Source organism: Paraburkholderia caffeinilytica, from assembly GCF_046030355.1.
GTDB classification, from domain to species: Bacteria; Pseudomonadota; Gammaproteobacteria; order Burkholderiales; family Burkholderiaceae; genus Paraburkholderia; species Paraburkholderia caffeinilytica_B.
The window spans coordinates 101,311-116,667 of the sequence record NZ_JAQQCQ010000026.1 but is presented as its reverse complement, the minus strand read 5'-3'; the positions used below and the strand labels follow the sequence as shown (position 1 = coordinate 116,667).

The window sequence follows — 15,357 nt, the reverse complement described above, 5'->3', positions numbered from 1 at the left end:
GAGAACGACCGACAGGTCGTCAACCCCCTTTTGTGAATTTTCTTTTGACCAAGTGCGATTTGGCGCCGAAACATGCACCCCACTATATGTAGCATGATCGACGGAAAGTCATCCGGTCGTGCGGGAGCAGCCGACATAGCCTATAGTGAAGAGCCTGCATACGCGCGCGACGAGCAGTTGAAGTACTGCCTTCCGCCCCCAGATGAAGCTAAGGATGACAGGCGGTGAAGGGACCTGCGGCAAGAGCATGTGACGAAATGATGTGCTCACAAAATGCGCGCGAAGGCGCAAGCTCGTATATAATGCGAGCCGCGCGAATTTCGCACATTTCTATCGGCCCGCTTCGCGCGGGCTCATCTTTTTTGCTCCCCAGAGCACAGCCAAACAACCGCGTTGAGTCACTCAGGTGATGTTGAGCCATGCTCGAAACGCCTGACGGTAGCGTCTTGCGTCTCATAGCGAAGCCTCTAGAGGAGAATACGTGAACCCTTTTGATCGCGAAGATTCGCAACACGAAACTGCCGGATACACCGCCAAGGCGCCCGCTGGCCGTACAGCCAAGGGCAAAGGCGCAGGCAAAGCGATCCCCGTAGCGGCTGAACTGCCGCCGCAACAGGCCGAAGAACGCCAGCGCCAGATGCGCGCGCTGATCCAGCTGGGCAAGGAGCAAGGCTACCTGACCCACGCGCAGATCAACGACCACCTGCCCGACAACTTCGCGCAGACGGCGGCGATCGACAGCATCGTCAGCGCCTTCAACGACATGGGCGTGCAGGTCTACGAGCAGGCTCCGGATGCAGAAACCCTGCTGCTCAACTCGAACGCCCCCGCCGTGGTGTCGGACGATCAGGCAGACGAGGAAACCGAAGTCGCGTTGTCGACCGTCGACTCCGAGTTCGGCCGTACGACCGACCCCGTGCGCATGTACATGCGCGAAATGGGCGCAACCGAGCTGCTGACCCGCGCCGGCGAAATCGCGATTGCGAAGCGCATTGAAGACGGTCTTCACGAAATGGTGCAGGCAATTGCCGCCTGCCCGCTCGCGATCTCCGCCATTCTGGCCAGCGCCCAACAGGTCGCGGACGGCGAACTGCGCATCGACGAACTGGTCGACGGTCTGAACGAAGACACGGTTGCAGCGGAAGACGCCAGCGCGGACGCCGCAGCGGACGTCGACGCCGACGCGACCGACGATGACGACAGCGATAGCGAAGACGACGACGATAGCGGCCCGGCCGACTCCTCGGCCGCGGACGAAGCGCGCCTGAAGCAACTCACCAGCGATTGCCTGGAAATCTTCGCGCAAGTCGGCATTCTGTCCGACCAGCAGAACGCCTCGCACACGCGCGGCGACGTCAGCTCCAAGGCTTACCTGCGCGCCCGCGAAGAGATCCAGCAGCACCTCGCCAAGATCCGCTTCACGGCACGCACCATCGACCGCCTGTGCGGCGACGTGCAACACCAGGTCGCGCAAGTTCGTGCGATCGAGCGCAACATTCTGCAAATCGTCGTGACGAAGAGCGGTATGCCGCGCGAGCAGTTCATCGAATCGTTCAAGGGTCACGAAGCCGACCTCGGCTGGACGGAGCGCGCCGCGCGCGGCTCGTCGTCGTTTGGTGCAGCGCTGGAGCGCCATCTGCCGGCAATCCAGTCGGAACAGCAGAAGCTGATCGACATCGAGGCAACCGTTTCGCTGCCGCTCAAGCATCTGAAAGAGATCAATCGTCAGATGGTCGCGGCCGAGTCGAAGATGCGCAAGGCCAAGAGCGAAATGATCGAGGCGAATCTGCGTCTCGTGATCTCGATCGCGAAGAAGTACGTCAACCGCGGCATGCTGTTCCTCGACCTGATCCAGGAAGGCAACATCGGTTTGATGAAGGCCGTGGACAAATTCGAATACCGCCGCGGCTGGAAGTTTTCGACGTACGCAACCTGGTGGGTTCGTCAGGCTGTGACGCGTTCGCTCGCCGATCAGGCGCGCACGATTCGCGTGCCGGTGCACATGATCGAAACGATCAACAAGCTCAACCGCATTTCACGCGAGATCCTGCAGCAAACCGGTCAGGAAGCCCATCCGTCGGTACTGGCAGAGCGTATGGAACTGTCGGAAGAGAAGGTGCGCGGCATTCTGAAGATCGCCAAGCAGCCGGTGTCGATGGAAACGCCGGTCGGCGACGACGGCGACGCCACGCTCGGCGACATGATCGAAGATTCGGCCGCTTCCTCGCCGGCCGACGCAGCGATGCAGGCCGACTTGCGCGCCGCCATCGACGACGCGCTCGACTCGCTGTCGCCGCGCGAAGCGAAGGTGCTGCGCATGCGTTACGGCATCAACACGAAGTCGGACCATACGCTCGAAGAAGTCGGCAAGCAATTCGACGTCACGCGTGAGCGGATTCGTCAAATCGAAAGCAAGGCCATGCGTAAGCTGATGCATCCGAGCCGCGCAGATCGCCTGAAGTCGTTCCTCGACCGCTAAGCCAAGCCGGTCGTTGCGCTTGTCGTGCGTCATGCACGGCAAGCGCCTCTCCCTCCCCGCCCCTCAAGCAAGCAACGAGATGATCCCGCCTACGGTGATTCCCGCTGCCAGCCAACGTCCTGCCGTGCAGAACGCATTGCGCGCTTCACATTTCGCTCAAGACATGCGTCGTCTTCCCCAAAACGTATACGGTTGCGCAATACGCAGCTCTATAGAACGGATTCCTTAGTTCGATTTGTCCACAGAAAATGTTCAGAAGCCTGTGGATAACACCCCCACAACAACGCCAACTGCTTGATCCACTTAGCTTCCTAAGCGCTGCGCACTGAAAGGCGATTCCCTTTACCCTGCAGCGATCTCGAACCACGCGCCATGCGTGCGATCACGGTCGAGCACCCGCGGCTCCGCGTTACCATCAGCGCGCAAAGCGACACCGAACACCCCTTCCCCACGCGTGACGAGTTGCCGGCGCAACGCCGCACCTTCGGTGGTGACGCGCGAAGCATCGACATTCACGGGACTCAGCAACACGATAGGCGTATCGCCAACCCACACCGTTGCCGACACCGCTCCCAGCCCCGGCAAAGCCACCACCCGCGTCTCCTGCTCACTCACACCGAGCAACGCCCGATACCGCTGCAGGCTCGCCTTCAGATCATCGACAGCGACCGTCAAACTCGCCACCCCTCGCACACCGTTCGCATGGTCACGCACTACGCCTTCCGCCACACGCAGATGACGCGGCGTGATATCCCCGCACAGGAATGGCAAGTCGCTGGTTTGCGGGCGGCCGGTCTGCCACTCGAGCCGTGCGCCGTCCGGACGCACGCGCCCACCCGCCTGCGGACCGTCGTATTGCAAGCCGCGCCCATGCGCGGCGTCGATCACGGCCCCCACGCTCGACGGCAGCAACGCGTAATCGACAAAGCCATCGCCGTGACGCTGCCCCACGTTCCACCAGCGACGCTGCGGCGCTGCCTGCAAAAAAGCGATCAGCTCGATGTAACTGCCGTCGGCGAAACCGATCAACGCGTTGTGCGTCACGCCATCGGCATGGGTGCCGCCTTGTTGCACGGTGAAACCAAGCGCCGTGAAATCTTCAATGGTCCGCGTCAGGTCGTGGACGCGAATTACGATGTGATCGAGTAACAGGCTCATAGCGAAATTGTCGTGAATGACCGGATAGTTAGACGAACGATTGAATTCCTACTTCTGCGCAACCGCCGTCTTGTTCTCAAGCAACACCCACTTGTCGTTCTTCACCACCACGTTGATGTTCTTCACGCCGATCACGCGACGCGTCGCCGGATCGAAATTGGCTTTACCGAATACGACGCTCGGAATGTCGTGCAGCTTCGGCAGCGCATCGCGCACGGCCTTGCGATCGGGACCGCCGGCGCGCAGCGCATAGGCGGCAATGATGACCGCGTCGTACGCATAGGCGTTGAACGCGTCCGGCTCGCGATGGTATTTCGCCTCGAAGCGTTTAACGAAGCTTTGCACTTCCGGCCCGGGTTCACCAGGGAAGAAGCTGGTGTTCGTCGCCACGCCATTGACGGCCTCGCCGCCGAGTTCAAGGAATTTCGGCGAATACACGGAACTGGCTGCGGCAATCGGCAGGTTGATGCCGTTCGTGCGCGCCTGGCGGGCGATCTGCGCGCCATCGGAATAGTACGAGATCAATACGATGCCATCCGGGTTCGCAGCGCTCACCCGCACCAGCGTCGCACGAAAATCTTTCTCGGCCGACTGATAGCCTTCGGCCGCAACGACTTGCGCGCCGCGCTCATTGGCGGCTTTGACGAAGACGTCCTTGCTGGTGCGTCCCCAGTCGGTGTTCAGATAGAGCACGGCGATGCGTTTGAGACCGAGCGTTTTCACGGCGAGATCGGCGAGCAGCGGCTGCGCATCGGCCTGACTCACCGACGGACTCCAGATATAGTCGCCCCCTTTGGTGAAGTCAGGATGCGAGTTGGTGAAGCCGAGCTGCACGAGGCCGGCATGCTGATAAATCGGTGACGCGGCCATCGAAGCCGGGCTGGAGAAGTCACCGAGTTCGATCAGGATGCGCGGGTCGTTGACGAATTTCTGCGCGATCGTGATGGATTGGCGTGGGTCGCTCTGGCTGTCCTCGAAGACGTAGTTCAGCGGGCGGCCGTTGATGCCGTTGTGGCTGTTGATCTCATCCAGGGCAAGATCAAAGCCGGCTTTCCATTGCGCGCCGTACTGAGCGTTCTGGCCGGTCAGTGGGCCGCTGACGCCTATCAGGATCGGATCACCCGAAGGTGAGGCGGCCAGGGCCGTCGTTGTCGCCGTTATTGACGTTGCGGCCAGCAGCAGAAGTGCCGTGATGCGAGTGGCCCATGATGGGCGCGGGCTTGATGTGTTCGACATGGCTCCAGGCTCGGTTTGCTTGAGATGGGAGTGAGTGTCGGATTTGCCCCGGCTTCGGGCAACCAAGCGATTCGCATAACGTTATGCGGCTATGGAACTTGTCCACAGAAAATGTTCATAGGGCTGTTGATAACTACGGGGCTACGCACCTAAGTGCTTGACGCAGATCGGCTTGTTGCTTGCGGTGCGGGTAGACGCAGTGACGATTGCCTACGTGGGTCGCGAGGACCGGCGCGTTACGGTAGCGCGGTTTATCCACAGAATTTGTTTGCAAGGCTGTGGATAACATTCTGGCAAACGCGCCAAGTACTTGATGTATTGGGTTTCTCTCGCGCTGCACGTCGGCGTGACCGCATTCGCGGCCACACCCTTCACATCAAAGGTAAGCGGACTTCGCGGCGCTGTGGCTCGCGGGAGCCAGCAGTTTGCTTCGCTCAACGAGGGCGCCGAACAGCAACCCTACGGTCGTCCACATAATCACCTGCATGCCGATTGCCGCGACGCGGAACTTCCACAACAGCACCGCCGGGAAAGCCGCCGGCACTTCGTTGATCGTCGGCATCGACAACTGCACGGCAGCAATGATCACGACGAACACCAGCCCCGCCACAATCGAGCCGTTCCAGGCGCCCAGCTTCAACGCCGCGCGCCGTCGAACCTTCAGCGAAAACACCATTGCGGCCAGCGAGATCGCAATCATCAGAAAGAACAAACCGGTTCGCATCCCGATGGTCTCGGGATCGCCCACCGAGGGCGGATTCGCCGGGTACTTGATGTTCGGGACGATCACCAGCGTGATAAACGCCCCAAGCGCCAGCCATGCGGACAACGCACGCGCGCTCAACGCGCCGACGCGGCCATACGCATACGCGAACACCAGCGAAAACAGTCCACCGAACGCAGCGCCGTACGTCACCACGCCCGTCAATAATCCCAGGCCCGCCTGGGTGCCGCGGCTCACCAGTTCGGGTTCGGGCGCTTCGCCTTTGGCTGCGTCGGCCTTTTCCTCGAAGGAAATCGCCTGATCGACCTGCGGTTCGCCCACCAGTCTGGCGAAGCCGAACGTGAGCAATCCCGCGGCGATGCCTGCAAGCATCCCGCGTACTAACAATTTACCGACCATGTTCGACTCCGTTAGTGGCAGGGAAAGCCGAGCAGATGGCGGCCGTCGTGCACGAATTCGTGTACGTACATGCCAGGCACCAGCGAGGTGGCACCTTCTTCCGCACCAACGAAATAAATGGCGAGCAACAGCAACAAGCCGCCGAACACGACCCAAGGCAACAATTCGCGCAGTGGAATCGGCGTGGGTTGGGCGACGGGCTGTGTCGCAGAATCGAAAACAACGTGGGTCATAATGGACATCTCCTGGGGGTAACGCGCCCCGATAGTCGATTGAAGAGGGATAGTGCGAAGCTCAGGTCTGGCTTTCGGCTCGTACGTCAATGCCGATTACAGTGGCGCGACCGCGCCGGGCTCTCACCGGCTTCCGTGCTTCGCAGTGACGCTATTCTACGCGCTAAACTTTGCCTCCCGGCAACGTGGGACATGCATCACCTGCGTCCCGCTCCAGACTGACCTCTATGGAAACGAACTGAATGGACACACGGCTGTTACTGATCAGCCACGCATCGACTGCGGCGATGCGCGCGGGCCGCTTCCCCGCCGACGATCCGCTCGATACACGTGGCCTCACCGAAGCAGCCGTCACGCGTGCACGTCTGTCGATTCCGGACGCAGCAGCGGTTTTCGTCAGCCCGGCCGTTTGCGCGCGCGATACGGCGACAGCCCTAGGTCTCGAAGACGCGGCCTTGGGCCAGCGCGTCTCGGTCGACGCGGGACTGGCGGATATGGACTACGGCCTGTGGCATGGTCGCCGCCTTGCCGATCTCGCTGTCGAAGCGTCGGAGGATCTCGCCGCCTGGACGCAGAATCCCGACGCGGCCGCTCACGGCGGCGAGTCATTCAGCCAACTTGTGAAACGCGTGGGACAGTGGCTCGATGCGTTAGACAATACGCTGAGCGAAAGAAGCGCCGACCTGATGGGCGACGTGTTAAGCGAAGGCATGAGCGATTCAGCAAGCCGCGCCCTGAGCGACAGCGTGGCCGGTGGCGCAACAGACCATGGCGCGTCAAGCAACGGAACCAACGAATCAAAAGCCCGTGTAGCAGGCGAAAAAAATGGCCGCCTATCGCGCAATGCGCGAAATGTCGTGGCTATCACGCACGCGCAGGTTATCAGGGCGGCAATTGTTCATACGCTCGGCGCATCGCCGGCCGTGTTTCCGCGCATCGAGATCGCGCCGCTTTCGATGATCGAGTTGCGACACTCGCGGCGCGGCTGGACCTGGTGGCCGGCGTCACAATAATCGCGTAACCGCGACCACCACATCTGCCGCGCGCGGGCATTCCGACCGACACGCATATGCCCGCTCACTTGCCCGATACAACCAACCTCAACTTGTTCGAATCAGCCCGCGTCAACGTGATATCGGTCCGTTTGGCACGCGTGCCTAGATAAAAATGCTGACGTCCCGGTGAATTCTGGTCATGCGTGGCGTCGGGCAGACACGAGGCGATGTCGGCCGCGACACCCTGCAGCGCGTCCGCGCTCGAACCGGCGTCGTGGTGCGGCGTCCACATGCATTGGTAACTTCCACGGCTTGCGGAACACTGCGCGTCGTCGCCGTAGGGTTGCGCGACGCCCTTGCCGTCGTCCGGTGTCAGCGAAGCCAGGCCGTCCGGCGCCGCCGCGACGATGCGCTTGAGCGATGAACACGGACTGGGTGCATCGTCGGCGCTCGCGCTGCATGGCAACAAGGTGCTGAGCGATACAGCGGCCATTGCGGCCGCGAGGATTCGGGTCTTGTTCATGTCGACACAGTCCTTCGAAAGGTGGCCTTATGGTTGCAGCACGGTTCGTGCCCACGGCGTGTCGGCGCGTGTCGGCGCGTGTCGGCGCGTGTCGGCGCGTGTCGGCGCGTGTCGGCGCGTGTCGGCGCGTGTCGGCGCGTGTCGGCGCGTGTCGGCGCGTGTCGGCGCGTGTCTCGCAGTGAACCTCGAAGCGCACCGCAAGCGTCAGGAAGCATCCCCAAACAACGCCGCCAACCCATGCACCGATGCAAAAATCCCCTTGGCATCATGCCCAACGCCGTCGATCACAAACGTACGATGCCTGGCTCCCCCTTCCGGATGCCGCGCAGCCATATAGCGCGAGTAAGCCAGTCCACGCGCCAGCCGATGTTCGCCTTGAGTCTGCGCAGCACATGAACGGTCGAGAGCCGGATGCTGCGGATCGCAATCCGCGCCGCCGAGCAGCACAGTGACGTCACGATGCGCATAGCACGATTCAAACGCATCAGCGGAAGCAGTCCTCCCACCACCCGAAGCATAAGCCGGCAAATCCTCGAGCCCATATTTCCAGCGATTGAACGACGGACACGCCGTCGCATCGAACGCGGCGAATTCACCGGACGCGGTCGGCCGCATCGCATCGAAGTACACGTACGACGAAGGGTTCGCGACCACATAGCGCAGTGCAATCCCACGCGCGACGAGCGGCGCCTCACCCCGCGTCACCACGGCATAACGCTGCACCACCTGGCCACCGCCCGAATGCCCCGCGATCACCACCTCGGTCAGCGCGGCAAACTGCTCGCGCGACGCCAGCGTCTGCAGGATGGCGTCGAGCACATCGAACGAACTGAGCGGCGCCGGACCTTCGGCGTTATCGCCGCCCATCCAGCTAGTCCACTCCCAATGCAGCGTAGTTGACGGCAACGCATGCGCGCTCACGTCGGCACTCGCGAGAAACTGCGGCACGATCAGCAACATATCGGCCGCATCGCCCCCGGCAAGTGCGCACGCGCGCTCCGCCAGATTGAAATACGCGTCCGCGTTGCGCAGACGTCCGTGAATCAGAATCACCGCGCGCTTGACGTCACGCGTCGGCGCAAGCCAGTCGCCGTTCGCGAACACCGGCAAGGTGCCGCTACCCGCTTGCGTCACGACACTAAAATGCCGGCTGGCGACGACAGCAACCGGACGTTCATTCGGCGCGCGTTCGTCATCTGTGATCAAAGGCTGGGTCATGCAATAAGCTCTGGTTAATCCAATGAGTCTGATGAGTGGCGGCTAACGCGTAATGAACTTCGCCGTTACACCGCCCTGCTCACGCCCCGAGCGCGTGAAATACACCATCACAAGCGACACGCAGCCGGCAAAAATCAGATAGAACGCCGGCGTCAGACTGCTGCCGGTCAGATGCGTCAAACCGGTGATGGTGAGCGGCGCCATGCCGCCGAACAGTGTCACCGCGAGGTTGTACGACAGCGCCACGCCAGCCGAACGGCTGCGCACCGGAAACAGCGTCGCGAGCATGCCGGGGTGCGAACCGGACATGGCCGCGAGGAACACCGTCGCAACCATTTGCGCGATGAACAGATGCCCCGGCGTCGGATTCGTCACGACGAAGTGATAAAGCGGATACACGCACACCATCCACGTAATCACGATCGGATAGAACAGGCGGTACGCGCCATAACGATCGGCAAGCTTGCCGGACAATGGAAACAGGAACAGATTCAGCACGCCCGACACGAACGCGCCGAGCAGCGCGGTAGACAACGGCAGATGCAATTGCCGCTCGACATACACCGACAGATACGAGTGCCACACATAATTGGTCGCCGCACCGACGATGATCACGCCCATCGCGCAGATTGCCGCGTCGCCGTTATCGCGGAAGAACTGGCGCACCGTCACACGCGGCGGCTTATCCTGTTGATCGAGCAACCGCTCGAACTCCGGCGACTCGGCCACACGATGCCGGATGTAGAAGCCGAACGGCCCCGCCAGCGCGCCGAACAGAAACGGCAGACGCCAGCCCCACGCCGCCAGTTGCTCATGCGTGAGCTGCGTGGTCAGCAAATACCCGACGCCTGACGAAAGCAGCAATGCAAAAGCCTGCGCCGACATGTTGAAGCTGCCATAGAACATCTTCCTGTTCGGCGGCGCATACTCGACCAGCATTGCCGACGCAGTCGCGAACTGCCCGCCCACCGAGAGCCCTTGCAACAGCCGCGCGAGCACCACGAGCAACGGCGCCGCGATGCCGATGCTGGCGTAACCCGGCGTAAGCCCCATCAACAGCGTGCTCGCCGCCATCGAAATGATCAGCAGCGAGAGCGCTTTGCGCCGCCCGGCCCGGTCCGCGTAGATGCCGAACAGAATGCCGCCGATCGGCCGCACGATAAAGCCGACGGCGAACGTGGCGAGCGTCAGCATGATCGACACGAAGCCACTGCCGCCGGGAAAGAACACCTGCGCGATGATCTTTGCGAAGTAGCCGTAGATCAGAAAATCGAACCACTCGAGCCCGTTGCCGAGCACCGAGGCGAAGATCGCGCGCCGCACCATCGACGGGCTCAAGCCGTTCGACACCTCCGCGGTGGATCGCACACCGTCACGCTGATTCAAGCTCGCCTCGCTCATGGCTCGCATCCCTGGGTGTCGAACATCGCCGACAATGCGCAGACCGACGTCAGCATGCGCGCGCCGTTGTGGCCCACACCCGGCACGATATGAAAACTTTGCTTCAGCCCTTCCGGATGACGCGCCTGGATGTACCGGTAGTATGCCTCCGCACGCGCAACACGCTGCGGACCTTGCGCTTCGGCGGCACAGCTTCTATCGAGCGCGCTTTGCTGCGGATCGTCGTCCGCGCCGCCGACCAGGTAGTCAATGCGGCGCGACACATAAGTCGCTTCGAGTTGTGCGGGCGTGCGGTCGTCGAGATACGGCGGCCGATTGTCCATGCCGTATTTCCATTGATTGAAGTCGGCGCATTGCGCGGCATCGAACGGCGACGCTACACCTTGCGCATTCGGCCGTTGCGCATCGAAATACGCATACGTCGACGGGCTCGCCACGACGTAGCGCACGTCGATGCCTTCATGCGTCAACACGTCGGTGTTATGCGCCGCTACCGCGTAACGCTGCACGACCTGTCCGCCACCCGAATGCCCCGCGAACACGACATGCCGCAGATTCGGAAACAGCTTGCGATCCGCGAGACGCGTGACGATCGCGTCCAGTACTGCATACGAACTGATGGGCAGCGGCGCCCGCGCCGCTTCGCCGCCCATCCACGCATCGCCGGTCCAGCGCAACAGGTCGGGCGGTTCGTTATGCAGACGCGTGTCGAGCGTGGCGAGGAATTGCGGCGCGATCAGAAGCGTGCTGTCGGGATCCGCGTGGGCGGCGTCGCGGGCGTTCTGCGCGGTGCGGAAGTACACGTCCGCGTTGCGCAACTTGCCGTGAATCACGATCACCGCGCGCGTCACCTGCGGTTGCGCGACGTTCCAATCCTTCGACAGATACAGCGGAAATTCAGCCTGCCCTTGCGGCGTATCGATCTCGAATCGTGTATCCGAAATCGTCGCCACCGGTTTCAGATGGGACTCGTAGGGATGCGCCGCGCACGCCGGTTGCGCGAGCAAAGCCAGCATGGCGGTACCGGCTGCCGCGCAGCCCATCGCCAGACGTCGTGAAAGATTGAATGTCATGCAGCTTGCTCCTGATCACCGTGCACTGTCTTGAACGCGGCGCATCGTCAAATCCGTCGTTGAAAAGCTCATAAACTCAGAACCGATGGCGGATGCCGAGCGTCACGCCGGTCTGGTTCGGACCGAACGCGGTGTCGCTCGTCAAGCCGACTGGCGTGTACTGACCGTTGGCATAGCGCGTGGAAGCAGCATACGCAACGGTTGCATACACATCGGTTCGCTTCGAGAGAATATAGTCCGCCCCGAGCACGCCCATCAACGAGTTCGATACGTTGTCCGCCTTGTTGCTCTGGTAATACGCGGCGGCTGTCAAGCGAAACGCCGGCCCGATCAGATAGCACACGCCACCGAACCACAACGCCGACGATACCGTCTTGCCCTTTGTCGGGTTGTACAGATAGTGCTCGTAGCCGCCCATAAGGGTGACGTCGCCGATCTGCTCGCGCGCCGACGCGCTCCAGTTACGCGACTTGGTCCACATACCCGTCGAATTGATAGCGCCGTTGCGGTAGTCGTAAGCCACTGCCGCGGCGAAGCTGCCGCTGTCGTAATCGAGCGCGCCGCCGTATGCCGCACTGCTTTGAAACGAATCCGCCGTGCCGCCGAAGCTGTAATCCGCCGTCGCGGTCAAACCGCCGAAGCGGCCCACATACTTGACCGAGTTGTTCACGCGCGCCTTGAACGAGAAGCCGTCCGCGGAGCCGGTGGTCGGCATCCACGTGTATTGCTGGCCGAACACCATCGGGTCGTACTTGATGAGCGTGTCGTACATCGCCGTGTACTGCAAACCCGCCGACAATGCACCGAATGTTTCATTCGACACCCCGACCGCCGCGGTACGGTTGAATAGCACGCCGGCTGTTGCGTTGGTGCCGTCGTTGCCATTGAAACCCGCTTCGAGAACGAAAAACGCCTTGTTGCCGCCACCAAGGTCCTCCGTCCCACGAAAACCGAAGCGTGAATTGCTCAGTCCACCGGAATTTTCGCGGACCAGCGAACCACCGCTGGCGCCCGCGTGATTGAGGAATTCGATATTCGTGTCGATCAATCCGTACAGCGTGACCGATGCCTGAGCATGCGCACCCGTGCAACTCACTACGGCCAACGCAGCCACCGCACATTGCTTTTTCACTGCCGTCTCCTGTCGATATTGTTTTATGTCGCGATGCGCTCGAGCCTGCTTGCCGTGGGCAATGCGGGCCTCGGTCGATGCGATGGACGAGATCGTAGGATTGGACGTGGTAAATGTAAAATACCTGTTTTAATCACTATCCATATCTATACGATATGGCAATGAACAGCATGCAAAGCACGACCAAGGAGACAGAACACGATGGAACTTCGTCATTTGCGCTACTTCCTGGCGGTTGCTGAGGAAGGCCAGTTCACGCGTGCAGCCGAGCGGCTGGCCATGCAACAGCCACCGCTTTCGCAGCAGATTCGAACGCTGGAGGAAGAGATCGGCTTTGAACTGTTTGTGCGCATGCCGCGCGGCGTGACCTTGACGCCCGCAGGGCAGGCCTTCGCGGAAGACGCGCAACGCTTGCTGCAGGACCTGCAGCAGTCAGTGGATAAGGCACACAGGATTGCACGCGGCGAGCTCGGCACGATCTCGATTGGCCTCACCAGTTCAGCCGCGTTCCATCCTTTCACGACGGAGACGATCCGGGCCTTTCGCGCGGTGTGTCCCGAGGTCGCCGTGGAGCTTGCCGAACTCAACGCGGCGGAGATTATCGAGCGTTTGGCCGCGGGCCAGATTCAGGCCGCGTTTCTCCGCAAGCCGGTCGATGCACGCGAAGGTGTGGCGTTCGAGCTATTGCTCGACGAGCCAATGGTGGTGGTGTTGCCGGTTGGGCATCCGTTGCTGAAAGGCGCGGGCAAGAAACGGCCGCAAGTGTCGTTGAAGGCGCTGGCGCATGAGGACTTCATTCTGGTCCGCCGGCCGGGGGCACCCGGCATGTACGCAGATATCCTGGCGGCATGCAGACAAGCCGGATTCGTCCCGCGGATCGCGCGCGAGGTGCCGCGCATGGTGTCGGGCATCAATCTGGTTGCAGCGGGGTTGGGGGTAACGCTCGTACCGGCATCGATGCAACGTTACGATCAGGTAGGGACCGTCTATTGCACATTGACGAACCCCGCGAAGTTGAGTGCTCCTTTGCATCTTGCTTACCCTGCGGGATTGCGCAATAGCGCGGCCACCCGTTTTATCGAACTGGTGAAAGAACGCGTTCGCGGTTGAGTACACCGGGCGCTTGTGCCACAGCCACGAAAACCGGAATACAGGAAAGCGCCCTTCATGCATGGGCGCCCAGCTCGACGACCATGGGCATACAAATTGCGGCCCGTCCGTACCGGCTAAGAATACAAAGCCATCATCGACGCAAACGCCACGCTATGCCCAACCTGCCTGCCACCGCCTCACCGGCCCGCCTTTCCTCGGGAATCGAGGGAATCGACGACGTCCTCGGAGGCGGTCTCACCCCTCATCGCATGTACCTTGTCGAAGGCGCGCCCGGCACAGGTAAAACGACCCTCGCGTTGCAATTCTTACTTAGGGGCGTTGAGCAAGGCCAGGTGGGCCTGTATATCACGTTGTCCGAGACCCGCACCGAGTTGATCTCGGTCGCAGAGAGTCACGGCTGGGACCTCAGCCGGTTCACGATTCTCGAACTGCTGTCCGACGAAGGCCTCGACCCGCGGTACGAGCAAACGGTGCTGCACCCCGCCGAAGTCGAGCTCGGGGAAACGGTGCGCAACGTCATCGAGCAGGTCGACGAACTCAAACCCGCGCGCATCGTGCTCGACAGCCTCTCCGAATTGCGTCTGTTGTCGCAGAACCCGTTGCGCTATCGCCGGCAGATTCTCGCGCTCAAGCGCTTTTTCGCTACCCGCGAATGCACGGTGCTGCTGCTCGACGACAATTCCTCTGACCCCGGCGATGTCCAGTTGCACAGCATCGCGCACGGTGTGATCAGTCTCGACAATCTCGTACACGACTACGGCGGCAACCGGCGGCGCATGCGCATCGCCAAGATGCGCGGCATGAAGTTCCGCGAGGGCTATCACGACTTCACGCTCGACACCGGCGGCATTCGCGTCTATCCCCGCCTCGTCGCGGCCGAGCATCACACGACATTCGACACCGGTGTGCTCAGCACCGGCACGCCCGGCCTCGATGCGCTGCTCGGCGGCGGCCTGATCCCCGGTACTAACGCGCTGATGATCGGCCCATCCGGCGTGGGCAAAACCACGACCGTCGTGTCATGCCTGGTCGCGGCGCTCAAACGGGGTGAGCGCTGTGTCTACTATGTGTTCGACGAAACGCTCACCACACTGACGATCCGCTGTGCGACGCTCGGCATGTATCTGACGCCGTACGTCGAGAGCGGCCTGCTAACGCTGCGCCAGATCGATCCAGCAGAAATTTCGCCTGGAGAATTCGCAAGCGACATACGCGATTCGGTCGAAAACAAAGGCGTCAAATATGTCGCGATCGACAGCCTGAACGCCTACCTTCAGGCCATGCCCGGCGAGCGCTATCTGCTGCTGCAAATGCATGAATTGCTCGGCTATCTGAACCAGCAAGGGATCGTCACGATGTTGGTGCTCGGCCAGCACGGCATCATCGGCGAGGTGCAGAACGATCTCGACATCAGCTATCTTAGCGACGTTGTCGTGCTGTTCCGCTACTTCGAACACCACGGCGAAGTGCTGACGGCCGTGACCGCCGTAAAGAGCCGCGCCAACGCGCACGAACGCTCGATCCGCCAGTTCCGGCTCAACCGTGACGGCGTGGAGGTGGGTGAAGCATTGCGCGACTTCGAAGGCGTGCTCTCCGGCCTGCCTTCCTATCGCGGCAGCACCGCTTTGCTCGGTGAGCAGGACCGTGTCATCGACACATCCCGACGGTGAGGC

Annotated in this window: 13 protein-coding genes; 4 read left to right on the top strand and 9 right to left on the bottom strand. The window is 61.6% G+C overall.

Features of this window, described 5'->3' with window-relative positions; all coding sequences use genetic code 11:
• Positions 1-481 precede the first annotated feature (481 nt).
• Positions 482-2,479, top strand: a complete 1,998-nt coding sequence (gene rpoD, locus PQQ95_RS30530) for an RNA polymerase sigma factor RpoD (RefSeq protein WP_408444442.1) — start codon at positions 482-484, stop codon at positions 2,477-2,479.
• A gap of 342 nt (positions 2,480-2,821) precedes the next feature.
• Here the strand turns inward: rpoD and PQQ95_RS30525 are convergent, their stop codons facing one another.
• The 4 genes from PQQ95_RS30525 to PQQ95_RS30510 all read right to left on the bottom strand — a co-directional run bounded on the left by PQQ95_RS30525 (position 2,822) and on the right by PQQ95_RS30510 (position 6,229).
• Entirely contained in the window at positions 2,822-3,637 is an 816-nt protein-coding gene (locus PQQ95_RS30525) for a VOC family protein (protein WP_408444440.1), read from the bottom strand.
• Between the two features lie 48 nt (positions 3,638-3,685).
• Positions 3,686-4,873 carry an ABC transporter substrate-binding protein gene (locus PQQ95_RS30520; RefSeq protein ID WP_408444437.1) on the bottom strand — a complete coding sequence of 396 codons (1,188 nt, stop codon included), beginning with the start codon at positions 4,871-4,873 and terminating at the stop codon, positions 3,686-3,688.
• A 376-nt stretch (positions 4,874-5,249) separates the two neighbouring features.
• Positions 5,250-5,996, bottom strand: a complete 747-nt coding sequence (locus PQQ95_RS30515) for a CbtA family protein (protein ID WP_408444434.1) — start codon at positions 5,994-5,996, stop codon at positions 5,250-5,252.
• A gap of 11 nt (positions 5,997-6,007) precedes the next feature.
• Entirely contained in the window at positions 6,008-6,229 is a 222-nt protein-coding gene (locus PQQ95_RS30510; RefSeq protein ID WP_408444432.1) for a CbtB domain-containing protein, read from the bottom strand.
• A gap of 242 nt (positions 6,230-6,471) precedes the next feature.
• Between PQQ95_RS30510 and PQQ95_RS30505 the strand changes: the two genes are divergently transcribed.
• Positions 6,472-7,242 carry a histidine phosphatase family protein gene (locus PQQ95_RS30505; protein ID WP_408444429.1) on the top strand — a complete coding sequence of 257 codons (771 nt, stop codon included), beginning with the start codon at positions 6,472-6,474 and terminating at the stop codon, positions 7,240-7,242.
• 64 nt (positions 7,243-7,306) lie between these two features.
• On the opposite strand, the gene PQQ95_RS30500 is transcribed toward PQQ95_RS30505, so the two are convergent.
• The 5 genes from PQQ95_RS30500 to PQQ95_RS30480 form a co-directional block, all read right to left on the bottom strand.
• Positions 7,307-7,747, bottom strand: a complete 441-nt coding sequence (locus tag PQQ95_RS30500; protein ID WP_408444427.1) for a hypothetical protein — start codon at positions 7,745-7,747, stop codon at positions 7,307-7,309.
• A 204-nt stretch (positions 7,748-7,951) separates the two neighbouring features.
• A complete protein-coding gene (locus PQQ95_RS30495) occupies positions 7,952-8,965 on the bottom strand; it encodes an alpha/beta hydrolase (RefSeq protein WP_408444425.1) in 1,014 nt (337 codons plus the stop codon).
• A gap of 42 nt (positions 8,966-9,007) precedes the next feature.
• Complete coding sequence (locus tag PQQ95_RS30490; RefSeq protein ID WP_408444423.1) at positions 9,008-10,366, bottom strand: MFS transporter; 1,359 nt, start codon at positions 10,364-10,366, stop codon at positions 9,008-9,010.
• Complete coding sequence (locus tag PQQ95_RS30485; protein ID WP_408444421.1) at positions 10,363-11,439, bottom strand: alpha/beta hydrolase; 1,077 nt, start codon at positions 11,437-11,439, stop codon at positions 10,363-10,365. The genes PQQ95_RS30490 and PQQ95_RS30485 overlap by 4 nt, the downstream gene beginning before the upstream one ends.
• Positions 11,440-11,515: 76 nt before the next feature.
• Entirely contained in the window at positions 11,516-12,571 is a 1,056-nt protein-coding gene (locus tag PQQ95_RS30480) for a porin (protein WP_408444418.1), read from the bottom strand.
• A gap of 201 nt (positions 12,572-12,772) precedes the next feature.
• On the opposite strand from PQQ95_RS30480, the gene PQQ95_RS30475 reads away from it, so the two are divergent.
• Both PQQ95_RS30475 and PQQ95_RS30470 read left to right on the top strand, forming a co-directional pair.
• Positions 12,773-13,681 (top strand): LysR family transcriptional regulator, encoded by a 909-nt coding sequence (locus PQQ95_RS30475; RefSeq protein ID WP_408444415.1) that lies wholly within the window; start codon positions 12,773-12,775, stop codon positions 13,679-13,681.
• A 155-nt stretch (positions 13,682-13,836) separates the two neighbouring features.
• Entirely contained in the window at positions 13,837-15,354 is a 1,518-nt protein-coding gene (locus tag PQQ95_RS30470; protein ID WP_408444414.1) for an ATPase domain-containing protein, read from the top strand.
• The last annotated feature ends 3 nt before the right edge of the window (positions 15,355-15,357 follow it).